10 protein-coding genes are annotated in these 15,360 nt (G+C 70.2%); 4 read left to right on the top strand and 6 right to left on the bottom strand.

Going from position 1 to position 15,360, the window contains the following annotated elements; genetic code table 11:
- Window positions 1-121 precede the first annotated feature (121 nt).
- Complete coding sequence (locus tag G4D85_RS43495; protein ID WP_164020182.1) at window positions 122-2,656, bottom strand: serine/threonine protein kinase; 2,535 nt, start codon at window positions 2,654-2,656, stop codon at window positions 122-124.
- A gap of 64 nt (window positions 2,657-2,720) precedes the next feature.
- Between G4D85_RS43495 and G4D85_RS43500 the strand changes: the two genes are divergently transcribed.
- The 3 genes from G4D85_RS43500 (at window position 2,721) to G4D85_RS43510 (ending at window position 6,640) form a co-directional block, all read left to right on the top strand.
- A complete protein-coding gene (locus tag G4D85_RS43500; RefSeq protein WP_164020183.1) occupies window positions 2,721-4,100 on the top strand; it encodes a sigma 54-interacting transcriptional regulator in 1,380 nt (459 codons plus the stop codon).
- A gap of 156 nt (window positions 4,101-4,256) precedes the next feature.
- Window positions 4,257-5,549 carry a hypothetical protein gene (locus G4D85_RS43505; RefSeq protein WP_205525964.1) on the top strand — a complete coding sequence of 431 codons (1,293 nt, stop codon included), beginning with the start codon at window positions 4,257-4,259 and terminating at the stop codon, window positions 5,547-5,549.
- Window positions 5,550-5,668: 119 nt separating this feature from the next.
- The gene (locus tag G4D85_RS43510; protein ID WP_164020185.1) at window positions 5,669-6,640 is read left to right on the top strand and encodes a DUF4382 domain-containing protein; all 972 of its coding nucleotides are present in this window, start codon (window positions 5,669-5,671) and stop codon (window positions 6,638-6,640) included.
- 164 nt (window positions 6,641-6,804) lie between these two features.
- Here the strand turns inward: G4D85_RS43510 and G4D85_RS43515 are convergent, their stop codons facing one another.
- The 4 genes from G4D85_RS43515 to G4D85_RS43530 all read right to left on the bottom strand — a co-directional run bounded on the left by G4D85_RS43515 (window position 6,805) and on the right by G4D85_RS43530 (window position 11,967).
- Window positions 6,805-7,764, bottom strand: coding sequence for a hypothetical protein (locus G4D85_RS43515; RefSeq protein WP_164020186.1), 960 nt, complete (start codon window positions 7,762-7,764; stop codon window positions 6,805-6,807).
- An 11-nt stretch (window positions 7,765-7,775) separates the two neighbouring features.
- Entirely contained in the window at window positions 7,776-8,465 is a 690-nt protein-coding gene (locus tag G4D85_RS43520; protein WP_164020187.1) for a hypothetical protein, read from the bottom strand.
- Window positions 8,466-8,471: 6 nt separating this feature from the next.
- Window positions 8,472-10,280 (bottom strand): metallophosphoesterase, encoded by a 1,809-nt coding sequence (locus G4D85_RS43525; RefSeq protein ID WP_240359849.1) that lies wholly within the window; start codon window positions 10,278-10,280, stop codon window positions 8,472-8,474.
- A gap of 100 nt (window positions 10,281-10,380) precedes the next feature.
- The gene (locus tag G4D85_RS43530; RefSeq protein WP_240359850.1) at window positions 10,381-11,967 is read right to left on the bottom strand and encodes a patatin-like phospholipase family protein; all 1,587 of its coding nucleotides are present in this window, start codon (window positions 11,965-11,967) and stop codon (window positions 10,381-10,383) included.
- 993 nt (window positions 11,968-12,960) lie between these two features.
- Between G4D85_RS43530 and G4D85_RS43535 the strand changes: the two genes are divergently transcribed.
- A complete protein-coding gene (locus G4D85_RS43535) occupies window positions 12,961-13,311 on the top strand; it encodes a hypothetical protein (RefSeq protein ID WP_164020189.1) in 351 nt (116 codons plus the stop codon).
- 41 nt (window positions 13,312-13,352) lie between these two features.
- On the opposite strand, the gene G4D85_RS43540 is transcribed toward G4D85_RS43535, so the two are convergent.
- Complete coding sequence (locus G4D85_RS43540; RefSeq protein WP_164020190.1) at window positions 13,353-15,224, bottom strand: hypothetical protein; 1,872 nt, start codon at window positions 15,222-15,224, stop codon at window positions 13,353-13,355.
- Between the last annotated feature and the right edge of the window lie 136 nt (window positions 15,225-15,360).

Genomic DNA, 15,360 nt, shown 5'->3' on the forward strand with positions numbered 1-15,360 from the left:
GCGCGTAGGGTACCGCCCTGGCGGGGCGGTTGCTAAGCCCCCCCACCCACGGAGCAGCACCCGGCGGCTGACGATGCGGCCCGGCTCAAAGGTGACGCCGGCAGGGCCTGTCGCAACCGAGCTACTGCTGTCCGTTTCGCGGCTGCGACCCCTTTGCTTCGTAGTCCGCGAGCAGCTTGCGGATGCCGTCGGTCCGGGGGTCGTCCGGGTGGTGCTGGACGAAGAGCCGGTAGTTCATCGAGGCGGGCTCGTTGTAGCCGAGCCGGGCCTGGGCCGAGGCCAGGTGGAGGAGGCAGCTGGCGTGGAGCGGCTCGACGTCCAGACACTGCTGAGCGAGCTGGGTGGCCTTGAGGTAGTCCCGCTCCTGGAGGGCCCTCGCGGCGTCCCGAGCCAGCCCCCCGGTCTCCGACTCGGGAAGCCCCTCTCCCTTCGCCAAGCCTGTCTTGCGGAGCTGGAGTTCTACCGTGCCCTGGTTGTCGGAGGGGTCATCGTCAACGAAGCCGCACCGCAGCGAGTCAACGCCCTCGACCTGTACCTCCCTGCCCTGCTCCAGGAGGAACGCCACGGGCCAGCCCGCGGCGGGTCCTTCCGCCGTCTTGGATTGACTCCCCTGGACACAGACGACCCGGCGCACGGCGCCTCGTGACAGCCCATGAATGAACGCCCCCTCGCCAGCGGACGTCAGCGTCAGGGAATAGCTGTCCGAGCGGCTCAGGCCCTCGATGAGGGCGGCCCTCTCCACGGAGGCGACCCTCGCCTCCGGTTGGAAGCTGAACTGCTTCGCCACGCCAGGCTGCGTGCCCGCGAGCTGGATGACCCGCCTGGAAGACCGTTTCTGGGTGGGGGGGCCCAGGGTGAAGAAAGACATGGCCGAGGCGCCCCGGAAGCTCAGCGCGTCCCGGGTGACTTCTCCCAGGGTGACTTCACCAGACACCGAGGACCCCAGGAGCAGGAAGAAGACGGGCGGCTGATTCGATGGAGAAGGCGCCTGGACGCTCTTCGGTTCCGGAAGGGGCGCGTCGGAGCGCTCCGAGACTTGATAGGTCTTGGTGGGGGTCAGCCCCGGGAAGGCAACAAGCCTTCGAGGCAGGACGATGACGTGCCGCTTCGCATCCAGCCACGTGGAGGACACGGACGCAGCCTGTCCATCGGCGCCGGCATCGGGAGCGCCGCTCGCGGAGAGCGCCAGGGCCTGGCTTGAGGGTTCGGCGGTTCCGCCATCCGTCGTGGAGGCTTCTGTCATTGACGCGGAGGCAGCCGCATCCGGTGGCGGGGCGACTCCCGAATCCGCCGCTGGCGCCAGGAGCGCCTCGCTCGCTGCCGGAAGCAAACTTCCCCTCGCGGGTGAATCGGCTTCGACGCCTGGCACGGGAGCCGCCGTCACACCCGTCTCTTGTAGGGGACGGAGCGGTGACGGGGCCCGCGACTCGGCTTGCTGCGAGGAGGTCAGGAACAGGGCCACCGCCCCCAGCGTGAGCACCGCGCCCGCGCCGATGCAGACGGTGGCAAGCGAGATGCGCGGGGAGCGGCCGGGAGCCTTCGGTGGCTCGGGTGCCTCGGGCTGCCCCACCAGGGGCCGGCGCATCGGCGGAGTGGTCGTGACTTCCGCGATGGCCGAAGCCTGGGAGGGAGTCACGGCCACGTTGCTGCGCCACGCGTCCAGCTCCTCGAGGAACGCGGGCGGCACCGCCATCGGGCGGCCCTCCTGGGTCAGCTCGTTCCGGAACAGCTCGCGGACCAGATGCGCCAGGTTCATGGACGAGAACCGGGGCGCGAAGCGGTAGAGGAACGAGGCCAGCGCGTCCCCGAAGGCGTGGCTGGACTCGAAGCGCATGTCGAGGTTCACCGACAGCGCGCGCATGACGATTTCGTCCAGCTCGGCGGGCAGGTCCTTGCGCACCTGCCGGGGCGACGGGAACTCGCCGTTCGCCAGCCGCGTCATCGCCGTCAACTGCGTGTACTGCTCTCCGGACACGGGGAGCTGTCCACAGAGCAACTCGTAGAGCACCACGCCGGTGGCCCAGACGTCGGTGCGCGCATCCACGTCCTCGCCGCGCGCCTGCTCCGGCGAGAAGAAGAGGTACTTGCCCTTCACCACCCCGGGCTCGGTAAAGAAGCTGCGCAGCGAGCGCGCCTTGGCGATGCCGAAGTCGACAATCTTGACCTGGCCCTCGTAGCTGACGAGCACGTTGTCCGGAGAGATGTCCCGGTGGACGATGCCCAGCGGCTGGCCCTTCTCGTCGGCCCGGGTGTGCGCGTAGTGCAGCCCCCGGCACATCTCCAGGGCGAGGAACGTCGCCAGGGGAATGGGCAGGGTCCGGAGGCCAGTCCGCGCCGCGCGCCTGAGGATGCGGTGGAGCGGCTGGCCGTCCACGAGCTCCATGGCGAGGAAGTAGTCACCATCCACGCGGCCGAAGTCGAAGACCTGGGCCACGTTGCCATGCGACAGCGTGGCGGAGATGCGCGCCTCGCTGATGAACATGGAGATGAAGGCTTCATCGCCGGAGAACTCCGGCAGCACCTTCTTGATGAGCACGGGCTTGGTGACGCCGGCGTCGCCCACCAGGCGGGCACGCCACGTCTCCGCCATTCCTCCCCGACCGAGCCATGACACCAGCTCGTATCGGCCAAACCTGTCTCCGGGTTGCAAGGCCATTCAGGCGGCTACCTTACCGCATATCAGGGGAATCCCGGGGGCTGCACCCGGCAGGGCCCATGCTATGTTCCGCGCCGTGGCGAGCCTGGGAGACGAGGACGGGGACGAGCTGATCCGAACCGATGCCCTTCCGGCACTCCGCGCCCCTCGTGTCCGCATGCGTCTGGCGGTGCTGACGGGGCCGGATGCCGGGGAGGCCTATCCGCTGTTGCCGGGGCGCTACCGCATCGGCTCCGAGCCGACGTCGGACATCGTGCTCCCGGACCGGGCGGTATCGCGCCAGCACCTCATCCTGGAAGTGCGGGATGATGGCGTACGGGCGGTGGACCCGGGCTCGCGCAACGGCTCCTACTGCGAGGGCATGCGCTTCTCCGAGCTGGAGGTCCGCCCCGGCGCGGTCCTCACGCTGGGCACCACCGAGCTGAAGCTGGTGCCCGAGGGCGAGAAGCCACGCTCCATGCCCCTGTCCACGCGCGGCAGCTTCGGCGGGCTGGTGGGCAACAGCCGACGCATGCGCGAGGTCTTCACGCTGCTGGAGCGGCTGGCCGCGGGCGACTCGGACGTCCTCATCCAGGGCGAGACGGGCACGGGCAAGGAGCTGTGCGCGGAGGCCATCCACGCCCACAGCCCAAGGAGCAAGGGCCCCTTCGTCATCGCCGACCTCGCGGGCATTCCTCCCGCGCTGCTGGAGAGCGAGCTGTTCGGCCACGTGAAGGGGGCCTTCACCGGCGCCAACACGGACCGCGCCGGCGCCTTCGAGCGCGCGCACGGGGGCACCCTCTTCCTGGACGAGGTGGGCGAGCTGCCGCTGGAAGTGCAGCCCCGCCTGCTGCGCGCGCTGGAGCGCCGGCAGGTGAAGCGCGTGGGCGCCAACGACTACCGCACCGTCAACGTGCGCGTGGTGGCGGCCACGCACCAGGACCTGGAAGGCTCGGTGAAGAGCGGCCAGTTCCGAGGGGACCTCTTCCACCGGCTCGCCGTGCTGCGCGCCATCCTTCCGCCCCTGCGCGAGCACCCGGAGGACATCCCGCTGCTCATCGACACCGTGCTGGAGCGCATGCACCGTCCTCCCAGCGCCCTGTCGGACCAGACGCGCGCGCTGCTGGCCCAGTACCCGTGGCCGGGCAACGTGCGCGAATTGCGCAACGTGGTGGACCGCGTGGTGAACCTGGGTGAAGAGGCGCTGCCGGACATCCCCGACGTGCCCGCGCGCGGAACCGTGCACGGAGACGACGACCCGGAGAACACGGTGCCCATGTCCCTGGACCTCCCCTTCAAGGAGGCCAAGGAGCGGCTCATCGACGGCTTCGAGCGGGACTACCTCCGCACCCTCCTCGAGCGCTGCGGGGGCAACGTGTCCCGCGCCTCGCGAGAGGCCGGCATCGACCGCGTCTACCTGCGCAAGCTGCTGCGCAAGCACGGCCTGGACACGGCGTCCTCCTGACGGAAGCGTCCGTCAGCCCCCATTCCCGTGCGACCGAGGGGATGCTGGGCCTCCGAGCGGCGGATGACCTCGTCCGCTGAAGGATGCTGGCGGCTCACCCGCCGGGGCTGTGCGCCTTGAGGGCCATGGACCCGTGCACAGCGTTCGGGGGCTGCCATGCTCCCTCCCTCTTCGAATCCTCCGCTCGCGGCAATGTCCCTGCTCGCCGCGCTCCTGTGCCTCGGCTGCGGAGCTCGTGCCGCGGATGACGCACCTCCGGGCCCGGCCTCTCACACCTGGACGCTGCGGCACCTGCGCGAGCGCGTCGCCACCGGCCGCGCACTCCCCTCCGGGCTCGTCACCCTCGTCGGCGAGTCCATCACCCCGCGTGGCCAGCCGCTACCGCAGTGGTCGCCGCCCTACCATCGGCTGGAGCGCTACCAGGCCCAGGGCCAGGACGGCTTCAACGTCCTCCCGGCCTTCAGCGAGGGTCGGCCGGCCGCCTTCTCCGTGCTGGAGGTCTGGGAGCACGTCCCGGAGGTCTGGGTGCAGCCCTGGTACGTGCTCGTCACCGCGTATGACCCGGCGCGGCCGGACGCACACCGGCTGGAGGGCGCGCTGCCGCTGGTGGACATCGGCGAGGACAGCGTCTTCTACAGCCCCTTCTGGGAGCTCACCTACGTCGTCGTCCCCCGGGACACGCCGCCGGACCGCTACACGCGCGTCGTGGACCTCTTCTCCTCGGGGTTGCCCATGCACCGGGGCGGAGGGCTGCTGGCACCGCTCGCGCCACCGGACGTCGCGCCCGTGGTGGCGGAGGGCGCCGCGACGCCGCTGCGGCCGCTCTCGGGAGAGCGGGTGGGCGTCCCCGGGACGGGCCAGGTCTGGCTGCGGGGCCAGCGCGTGACGTACCTCGACTTCGGCACGCGTGCCTTCACCTGGAACACGTCCGCGGAGCGCAGCGGCGTGGTGGACGAGGTGCCCCTCTATCTCTTCGCCCTTCCCGACTCGAATGGACGCCCGGTGCCGCTGGGGCTGCCCGCGGTGATTGGCTCGGGACCCCGGGGCGTGGTCAGCCCCGCGAGCAGAGCCCCCTCGGAAGCACCGCGCTTCGGCGCGCTGACCCGGCCGCACCTGGCGCTGCTGCCCCCGGGCGCCGGCCCGTTCATCCCCTCCGCGCTCGGGCAACTCAAGGCCACGCTGCGCGAGCGCGGCGTCACGGTGGTGGACGCGCACCCGACCGCGGAGCACCTGGCCGAAGCCAGGGAGTACGTGCTGCGGGTGGCGCTGAATCCGGAGTGCTTCAAGGACCTCGTCGGGTTCCCCCAGACATGCCGGTGGCTGGACTCGCAGGCAGCCGTGGAGGCGAGCCTCGAACCCGCCACCGTGCTGCCCCAGGACGTGCTCTTCACGTCGCCCCTGCTGTCCTTCGACGACTGGCTGGCTGGTTCAATTCTCCAACCACACTGAAGCCCGTGCCACCCGGTTACCGGAGTGAAAGTCCGTGGCCGTTCCTTGGCCTGGCGGGTCATTTCCAGCCGAGAGGCTCCAAAAGTCCCAGGAGCCGTTGCCGGAGCTGACCTGACCCCATGCCTTTGATTCCGCGCCTTCGCTCGAGCTTCGCCGCCCTCCTGACTGTCGCCCTGCTGCCCCTCGTGGGCTGTGGTGGCGGCGAGGGCAAGGTCACCCTGTTGATGACCGACGCGCCGGGCGACGACCTGAAGACCGCCGTCGTCACCATCTCCGAGATCTACCTGCAGGGCGGCGGGGACGACGACGACAGCGACGACCTCGAGAAGGCCGACAACGACGGCAAGGGTGGTCGTGTCGTGCTGCTCGACGAGCCCGTCACGGTGAGCCTGCTGGAGCTGGCCAACAAGACGTCGGAGCTGGTGTCCGACGCGGTGGTCCCGAACGGTAACTACTCCGAGATCCGCTTCGTCATCACCGGCGGCTACGTGGAGGCGAAGAACGCGGACGGCAGCACCACCCTCTTCGCGTCCTCTGACGACTACGCGGAGCTGCCGGAGGGCGCCGTGGTCGGTGGCCGTCTGCACATGCCGAGCTATGGCTCGTCGGGCCTGAAGGTGAAGTTCACCGAGAAGCTCACCATCGAGGGCGAGCAGAAGATCCTCCTGGTGGACTTCGACGTCGCGCAGAGCTTCGGCAAGGAGGCCGGTGGCTCGGGCCGCTGGGTGATGAGCCCGGTCATCAAGGCCGCCGAGGTGACGGCGTCGGGCAGCCTCAACGTGACGCTGGCGAAGGCGTCGGACGTGACGCTGCCGGTAGTGGACGACCACCAGGTGACGCTGGGCGACTTCCGCGCGGTGATGATCAACGCCGCGGGCAGCCGCGAGGAGCTGGCGCTGGTGGACAGCAACGGCGACGGCACCTTCGAGGCGACCTTCAAGTTCCTCATCCCGGGAACCTTCTCGCTCAGCGTGGCGGGTCCCGAGGGCGTGAGCTTCACCACCTCGCCGGGCGCCCCGGTGACGGTGGAGCTGGGTTCGGGCAGGGACCTCACGCAGGCTTTCACGCTCACCGACGCGCAGCAGGAGTAGCGCGCGGAAGCGTCAACAGTGCAGTGGGTCGGCGCGGGGCCGACCCGGACGAGGCGTCGGGGCGTGCTCCCCGGCGCCTCGTTTTTTATCTACCGACCGGGCTCCCGAGCGCCAGCACTCGGCGGACGCTTCAGACCCTCCGACGCGGAGGGGGCCGCTCCCCCTCAGTACACGACGAGCGGATGCGGCGGGTGGTAGCTGACGATGGTCAGCACCGGGATGCGGGTCGCCTCGTCCTCCGCATCGGCGCCGCCCGAGGTCAGGCGCATGCCGTCGAAGCGGGCGAGGATGACGTAGTCGCGGCGCGTCTCCAGGAACGGGTCCGCGCGCGGCAGCCGCCCGAGCGCCTCGCGTCCCGTCTCGTCGGAGATGTTGTCGTAGTGCTTCCGCGTGACCTGGCGCTCACTGCGCTGGCGTGACGTCACCGTGCCGCCGATGCGTCCCGGCCCGGTGAGCTGCGTCTGTCCGTCCAGGTCCCCGGAGAAGGAGGACACCGTATCGGAGCGCTCGCCGTAGCCTACCGGCATGTCCGTCTCCACGGAGCCGAGGGCCTGCTCCACCAGCCACACCGTGGGGCGCTCACCCTCCGTTCGCTGGTCGGCCACGCGGGCACGCAGCAGGACGTAGCGACCCTTGTAGGTGTCCGGCCGGTCCATGGCGGACGACAGCGAGAAGATGGGGATCTTCCGGTCCTGGAGGTACTGCAGCTCGCCCGTCACGCTGCCCCCGCGCTGGGCCACCACGCGGGCGATGAGCGACGCGCCCTCGGGCCGGACGCGCAGGTCCTCCGCCCAGGCACGGCCCAGCAGCGCGTTGAGCTGCGTGAAGGGCGTGTGCTCGATGCAGGCCTTGAGCGCGGCCCAGCCCTCCTCGCGAGAGTCGGCGTGTATCCGGCGCGCGGCGGCCTCGCACAGGGCGGGATTCGGAAAACGGGCGGCGAAGGCCTTCGGGTCCGCCACCGCGCTGGGCGCGGGCGGCTCGGGCGGAGGCTTCGCGGCCACTACCTCCTGACGGGGCGGCGCCTCCGACCACGTCACGTGTGCGTGCGATGCGGAAGCGCCACAGCCGGCGGCGAGCGAGCCCACCAGGGCCCAGGTGGGGAGCATCCAGGGATGACGGAGCATGGAAGGAACTCCTAGAGCGAGGCGGAGCCGGAGCTGGACTTGTTGCGCTCCCGGACGGTGGGCGCGGACGACGACGACGGCAGCACCATCGAGCACGCGTCCGAGCACCGGTCGTTGAGGCACGCGAGCGTGGCGGGCGGAGCGAGCTGCTGGGAGACATCGGAGTAGCAGCGGTCGCCGCTGCCGCCCGGGCAGCCCGCGCGAGCGGCGCACTCGCAGCACGGGGAGACCACGGTGGCCATCGTCTGCACATCCTGCAGCACGCTGGACAGCGCGCGGTAGCAGGCGCGAGCGCCCGGCGCGAAGCGGCCCTTGGCGTCGATGACGGACGCGGTGCCATCCAGTCCGCACTGGTCCACGGCGGCGGAGTAGCGGCGCTCACACAGTGCGGTGAGCGTCGCGTCGGGGCGGCTTTCGCGAATGGCGCCCACGGCCTCCGAGCACAGGGCCCGGGCAACGTCCGTGAGGAGCTTGCGATTGGCGGTGTCCTGGCCGTCATTGGGACTGCCGGTGGACAGCGCGGCCTCGAAGACGCACTCCTTTCCCGCGCGCAGGGTATCGACAGTGCAGGCCCACGCGGTGGGCGAGTCGTCCGCGACGGGCGGCGCCGCGAGCGCTTCGGGAGGAAGGGCCGGAGCGTTGTTGCCGTCCGGTGCCGCGCCCAGCAGGAAGAGGGAGAAGAGGATCGCCTTCATGGACATGGCAGGTTAGGACGTTGCGTCCCCCGGCACAAACGCTCCCGCCAGCGAGTGTTCCGTCCTCCCCTTCCCTACCCTCGTGGGTGGGGCCTTCGTCCGCCCGACGACGATGGGCGGCTCGATCAACTCCGGGGGCGTGGCCCGGGTGTCCTTCGGGTCCGCCACCCACTCCGGCTCGCGCACCGTGTCCCCGGGCGTCCAGGCCCTGGGCACGCGGCGGATACCTACCGGGTAGAGCGTCAGCCGCCCCTCCCTGTCTATCTTCAACCGCAGGAAGTTCTTCCAGTCTGGAATGGCCAGTGACGAGAACGCCTCGTTGGGGTGGCAACCGAACACATTGAGGGAAACCAGCAGGTACAGGCCCATCAACGTCGGCCCCACGAGGAATCCCCCGGCGAACAGCAGCAGTCCGCTGGCCACGTCCCGCCGCAAGGTATCCGCTCCACCCACCAGGGTCCCCGCCAGCGAGGAGGCGGCCCACGTCAGCAGCAGGGCGGCCACGAGGTGGGCGGCGCCATGGAGCCCACCGGCCAGCCGCTTCCACCAGGCGCCTCGGCGCCCATCGGCGAAGCCAATCAACCCGAGCACCAACACCGCCGCCATCAACATGGAGCCGGTGTTCTCGATGGCCCCCGCCAGCACGGAGGCCAGGGAGTGTGACGTCCCGGTGGCGTTGAGCTCCGCGGCCAGCCCCCAGCCCAGCAGCGCGTAGACGATGCCCATGAACGCGCCGAACCAGGGGTTGTGGCCGACGAAGCCCAGGTTGCGCCAGGTGAGGCGCCGGGACACGTCGCGGTTCGGGTAGCTCTGCTGGAGCGTGTAGCCGTCAGGACGCGAGTCCACGCGCGGCAGGTGCGTGGGGTGGAGGAACGCGCCGCCGCCGCCCGCGACGATCTTCTGCCGCCCCTCCTCGTTCTCGTGGCGCCGGTAGTGGTGCAGGTCACCCGCGAGGAAGACGCTCACCTTCTTGCCGAGCACCATCTCCTGGAGGAAATCGAGGTTGTTGTCGAGGAAGGTCCGGCCGGCGTGGGGCTTCACCTGCTGGTGGATCCACGCGGGCTCCGCGTTGCAGAGGATGACTCGGTCGGCGTCGTCCATCTTCTTCGCGACGTTCTCGAAGAACTCCACCTGCGCGCCGTCGATGTCCGACTCCAGCTGCATGTCGGTGCCCAGCAGCCACCAGCCCCGAGGCAGCTTGAGCGCGAAGTAGCTGCGCCGTTGGTGTGTCCGCCAGGCGGAGGACTGCCGGCCCTGGCAGAACAGGCGCAGGAAGGACACCAGCCCGTCGTACCAGTCGTGGTTGCCCGGGATTGCGAACAGGTGCGGCAGCGCGCGGCCATGGCGCATCGCGGCCTCATAGGGGCGCACGGTGCGCGCCTGGTACTCGCCCACGCTCGCGGTCGGGTACACGGCGTCGCCGCCGAAGACGAGCACCTCGCCTCCCCGCGTCTCGTGGGTGGTGCCGGACGGTTCCTTCAAGGTCAGCACCGGCTGCGTTACGGCGAGGGCCACGGCATAGGTGCTGTCCCAGCCGTCGCCCATGTCTGACACGTAGTCGAGCCACAGCTCGTCCCTCGGGCGCCCGGCCTCATCCACGGAGAAGTCGAAGAAGAACGGCTGCGGCGAGGCCACCGCGTCCAGCAGCCGGCGATCCGCCTGCTTTCCGATGGTCGCGGACAGGAGCGCCTTGAGACCCGTCTTCGCAAGGACGCTCGGGTCGTACCAGGACACCATCCTCCGTCTGGGGGGACCGGGCGGCCGGGGCGTGGGGGCCCTGCCCGGAACGGCACGCACATCGACAGTCAGGGGCTCCGACATGATGGACCTCCTCCAGATGGAGGCGCGAACACGACTCCGTGACGCCGCCGTGGCGGCCTGCGTCCGGGTGCCTGGCTCCTCCATACGGGAGGGAGCGCCGTCACCCGGGCGGTGGAGCGGCGGGTGCGCCTGTCTCCATCACCGGCTCACGAGCCGGACCCCGCCGGGCCCGTGGCTCGTACACGTCCCAGAGCGGCCCGAGGAAGAACCGCCCGAAGCGAGCCATGGCGGACAGGCCCGCGCTTCCCCGCCGGGCCGGGTGCATGCTGGAGATGAGCTGGAGCAGCTGCTCCACGCCCATCGTCAGGACTCCGGCGCCGACGATGCGGCCGCGAGCATCCGTTCCCTCATGGAGCTGGCACTGGAGCCGGGTGGTGTCCTTCCACAGCCCGTTCCCTCGGGCATCGCGGATGGCCCGGGTGCCCTCCAGGTAGTAATCCTTCCCGGCGTGGGCGAAGCGCAGGCCATAGGTCATCAGCCGCGTGCGGGGGTCCTCCCGGGAGCGGAAGAGGTTGAAGCTGCCCTGCCGCACGGGAAGGTCCTGCCCGAAGGGCGCGTAGCTGAGCCGGGCCACCAGCCTCGCGGAGTGGCGCTCGTCGCTCACGAACGCGTCCATGTCGTCGACGCTGATGGTGAAGTGGACGGTGAGCGGCATGGCCTGGGGCTGGAGGGCTCCGGCCATCGGGTCCGTGGCGCCCAGGGTGAACGGCCCGGTCAGCGACTCGCGGAAGGTCAGGTCGGGAGCGGGCTCGGTGGTGAGGGTGATTTCCGGGGTGAGCGGCAGCCCCTGCTCACCGCGCACGGCGAGGTAGCGCCACGTGTCCGAGTAGCCCATGTCGATGAGCGAGGCGGAGGTGGCGCGCCCGTCGTAGAGCTCCGTGTCGAGTGGCAGTGGGCGCTCGGGCTTCACGAGGTGGACGGCGATGGGGCGGCGGTGGCCCATCACCTCTTCGCCGGCGAGGATTCGCTCGTTGAGCTCCCGGATTCGCTCGAGCTGCTCGAAGAGGGCGCCGTTGGCGCTCAGCTCCATCAGGTGGGCGTACTGCTGGAGGAGGCCGCGGCCATAGCGGGGCGTGTTGCCGAGGCACCACAGCACCCAGATGACGTCCGCGCCCCGGCGCACCGCCTCCATCAGGTTGCCGTCCTGGATCCACAGGGAGTCGGTGTAGAGCGTGCCGTCCCGGTTCACGGGTGGCATGAGGATGGGAGGCGAGAGCCCGGCCACGACCAGGTCCGTGTCCACGCGCGTGTGGGGGATGACCTCGTTCACCTTGCGGGCGAAGTCGCAGACGTTGAAGGTGCCTTCCAGCAAGGTGCTGGCGCGGATGGCGGACGGGTCCACGCCCAGGTGCGGGAGGACGCGGTGCACGAGCGAGTCCGCGTCGCCGAGCGCCTCCACGTCGAGGAGGTCCACCGCCTTCCGGGGCGCGGCGAAGGAGAGGAAGTCCTTCACGGGGAGCGTCCGCCACCGATCACACACCTCCTGGGGCGACAGACCGGACAGCAGCATGGCGAGGTTGAGGATGCCGCTCGACGTGCCATCCGCGTGCTGGAAGACGACGCCCGCGTCCGCCAGCGCGCGAATCGCTCCCGCCTGCCACGCCACACGCAGGCCGCCACCCACCAGGATGAGCGAACGCTTCCGTCCATCCCTGCTCTCGACGGGGCGTGAGGAAGGGGCACGCACCGCTGCTGGCGATGGCACCAGGGGAACTGCCGCTTCACGTGCGCCGACGCGCTCATGGCCACGTCGAGCGATGACCTCGGAAGTTCGTGGAACGGTGGACGAGCGAGCAACGCCTCGTTCCCCACCCCGATGAGAAATCGCGGCGGCCAGGCGCGCCATGACTCCTGGCCGGTACTGACGTGAAACGTGGGCAGGCGAAGGTGCGAACGCCCCCGTCTCCCCTCGTCGCGGGGCAGCGGGCGAAGGTGCGGACGCACCCGTCTCTCCTCGTCGCGGAACAGCGGGCCGAGGTGCGGATGGGCCCTGCACCTCTCGTCGCACGGCGGTCGACGGCGCGTGCGGTGCGCGCTCCCTCCCGCTTCGGGAAGTGGCGGCGAACGACTGTGCTTCGGCCCCCTCGTCCCCCCGGCGCGGCTCTCCACCGCGCCGTGAGCGCTTGCTCTTGAACATGAGGTAGCCAAGCGACAGCGCACCACCGAGCAGGTTCCCCGCAGCCAGTCCCCGAGAGAGGGGCGCGAGCCGCCAACGAGTGGGAGCCTTGGGCACCGTTCCCACGCCCGGCTCCCCATTCTCGTAGGCGGAGCCGGAGCCCGAGGGCTCGTCCCCCCTCGCGACTCTCGGCTCCTCGGAATCCCTGGCACTCGAAGTGATGGACGGTTCGGCTGGCATGACGCGGGCCTCCACGTCTCGACTTCGACCAGGCCGGATGCCGTGAAGACTATTTCACGGCGGGCCTGCCCCCCTCCGGCGGCACGACGTCAGCCAGGGGAACCTTGCAGCAAACGTGGGGAGCACTTGCGCGGGGTGCAACCCCGTCGCTTCCAGGGCATCGGGTATCAGCGCGGCACCTCGGACTTCGGAGCATCCCTGCCCATGCGCTCGCTCACCCGCTCCCAGTCCCCCTGGGAGGAAGTGCACTGCGTCTGTCCCTTGAACGGAGGGGTTTATCGTGGGACGCATGATGTCGCGGGCCCTTGAGCGCGAGGTGGAGCGGTGAGCCAGCGGGACACGGACTGGAAGCCCTTTGAGGACGGCGGCTCCATCGGCTGGATGGGCTCGCAGGGAGGCACCATCGCTCGCGACGAGGAGCTCGCCGGACAGGTGCGCCTCACCTACGAGGTGGACGACTCCCGCTCCTTCCACGCCCTCACCTGCTCCGTCGCGGGTTGGTTCCTGCACCACCGCTTCTTCGACAACGCCGCGGAGGCCACCACCGCCTTCGACGCCATGAAGCCCGCTCTGGAGGAGCTCCGCACGCAGCTCCCCGAAGGAGGTCCGAAGACCTCCCTCGAAGCCCGCGCCGGAGGGCCCCTCCTGGCCGCCTTCATGGCCCGGTTCTCCTGACTCGATGACGTCCAGCAGGACGCACGACAGTCCCTCGGCCCTCACACCGCCGCGCGCAGACGGGACACGAAGAACCACGCGAACACCCCGAGCAACACGAGCCACCCCGCGTTGATGGCCATGGAGCGGAGCCATCGCGCATGGGCCTGCTCGCGCTCGTACTCCTCGACGAGCTGTCGTGCGGAGACATTGCCCGAATCCAGCGCGAGGGCCCGCTTTGCATAGGCCGCCCTCTCCCAGTCCTGACGCCCTTCCCCGAGGGACGTCATGTAGACCCGGGCCAGCTCCGGGCGACTGGAGGTCCTCGCCAGCGACTCGATACGGTCGAGCCGGCCGCTCACCTCCCGCTCTTCCCTTTGGCTCATGAGGACTCGGATCAGCTCCATCAACTCCGGCTCCAGGTCGGCGTGATGCTCAAGACCGGCTCGCGGCACCGGAATGCCCTTGAGCACCCTGGCCACGGGCTCCAGCTGTTTCGCCCTGGCGGCCGCCTGGGCGGCCCGAGCCCGCGCCACAACAACCTTCGCCACTTCCTCGCGGCCCCGCGCTTCCTTCGAGGCCGTGTCCAGGAGCGAGAGCGCCGTGTCGAACTGGCCTTCCCGCAGCGCGGCCTCCACCTGCGTCAGCGTCGCCCGGAGCGCTCCGACCCGCTGTGAGGTCAGGCGAGCATGGATCGCCCGCGCCAGTGTCGCCGGGTCCGTGCCCACCGGCAGTCCCAGCTTCAGGGCCCTGGCCCGCAGCAGCTCCCGCGCCGTGCGACCCCGGCCTTCCACGAGGGAGAGGACGGTGTCCTCCAGCGGCCCCAGGTCCTCTCCGAGCGCCCCCACCAGCGCGGCCACGGTCTCCTTCTCGGGCAGCGCGGACAGGCACGCCTTCAGGTCCACGCCCTCCACTCCTTGCGCACCCAGCCCGACGATGAGCGGCACCGCCTCTGGAGCGCGGCTCGCGCAGAGCACCTGGAGCACCTCCGCCGCCCTGAGCCCGCGCAGCGCCTCCACGAGAGTCTCCGTCCTCCACGTCCGGAGCGCAGCCTGCGCCTCATTCCGAAGGGGCCCGTCCTGGTAGGCCAGCACCACCAACGCCGGGGCGGAGAGCTCCGGCCGCATGTCCCGGAGCGCGTCCTCCACCACCCGGTCCAACGTCGGGCCCGAGGCGAACAGCTGCGTCATGGGATGGCCCGGAAGGCTCGCATGCAGCGCCTTGAGCGAGTCCCGAGCCGACAGGTAGTCCTGCCCGGACTTCAGCACGGAGAGCAGGAGCGAAACGTCCTCTCCGGTCCCCACGCGCCCCAGCAAGCGCAGCGCAAACATCGGCGCGATACCGGCGCCGATTGAAGCGTCCAGCTTCGCGACCCCACCTGTCACCCAGGCGCGCACCTCCTCTCGGACGAGCGTCGCGTCCGGCCCCAGGTGCGGGAAGAGGTTCGCCGCCACGGCTACGTCCAGCTGCCCCCGGGAGTTGGCGAGGAGCAGCAGCGTCCGGGTGACGCCTGGGCTCCGGGCGGGGTCCGCGAACAACCGGTAGCTGACCAGGATGGGATTCGTGCCCACGGGCTTCGAGTCGTCCATCGGGAAGCCACGAATCAACTGACGCTGGGCGCGCGCCTCCATGATGACGCCGTCATGGAGGCGGTCCTTGTAGGGGCTCGAACCGCTGGCGCGATAGGTCAGCTCGAATTGCAGGTCGAACACCTCCACGTCGAGACGGTTCTCCAGCTCGATGGTCAGCTGGAAGATGGGCGTCCAGGCGGCACGAGTGTGCTTCCTCGCCCGGGTCGTGAGCTCCGAGACGTCCTTGATGTAGACGAACCCTTCGCTGCCCTGCGTGTACTGGCGGGCAGCGCCATCCCCGGCGGCCTGGACCTGCAAGGCCCCCAGGAGGAGCAGGGCCGCCACGAGGACTGGAGCACGCATTCCGCGAGCCTAGTTGAACTGCGCGAGATGCGGGGTTTGAGGTTGCCTGGCGTGTGAGGCGGGCGGGAGGCAAGTGAGGGGGCTGGCTGTTGGTGCTTGTAGGGAGGCGCGCCATGGCCGAGCAGGCAGCCCTGCG

This window comes from Pyxidicoccus trucidator (assembly GCF_010894435.1).
Lineage (GTDB): Bacteria > Myxococcota > Myxococcia > Myxococcales > Myxococcaceae > Myxococcus > Myxococcus trucidator.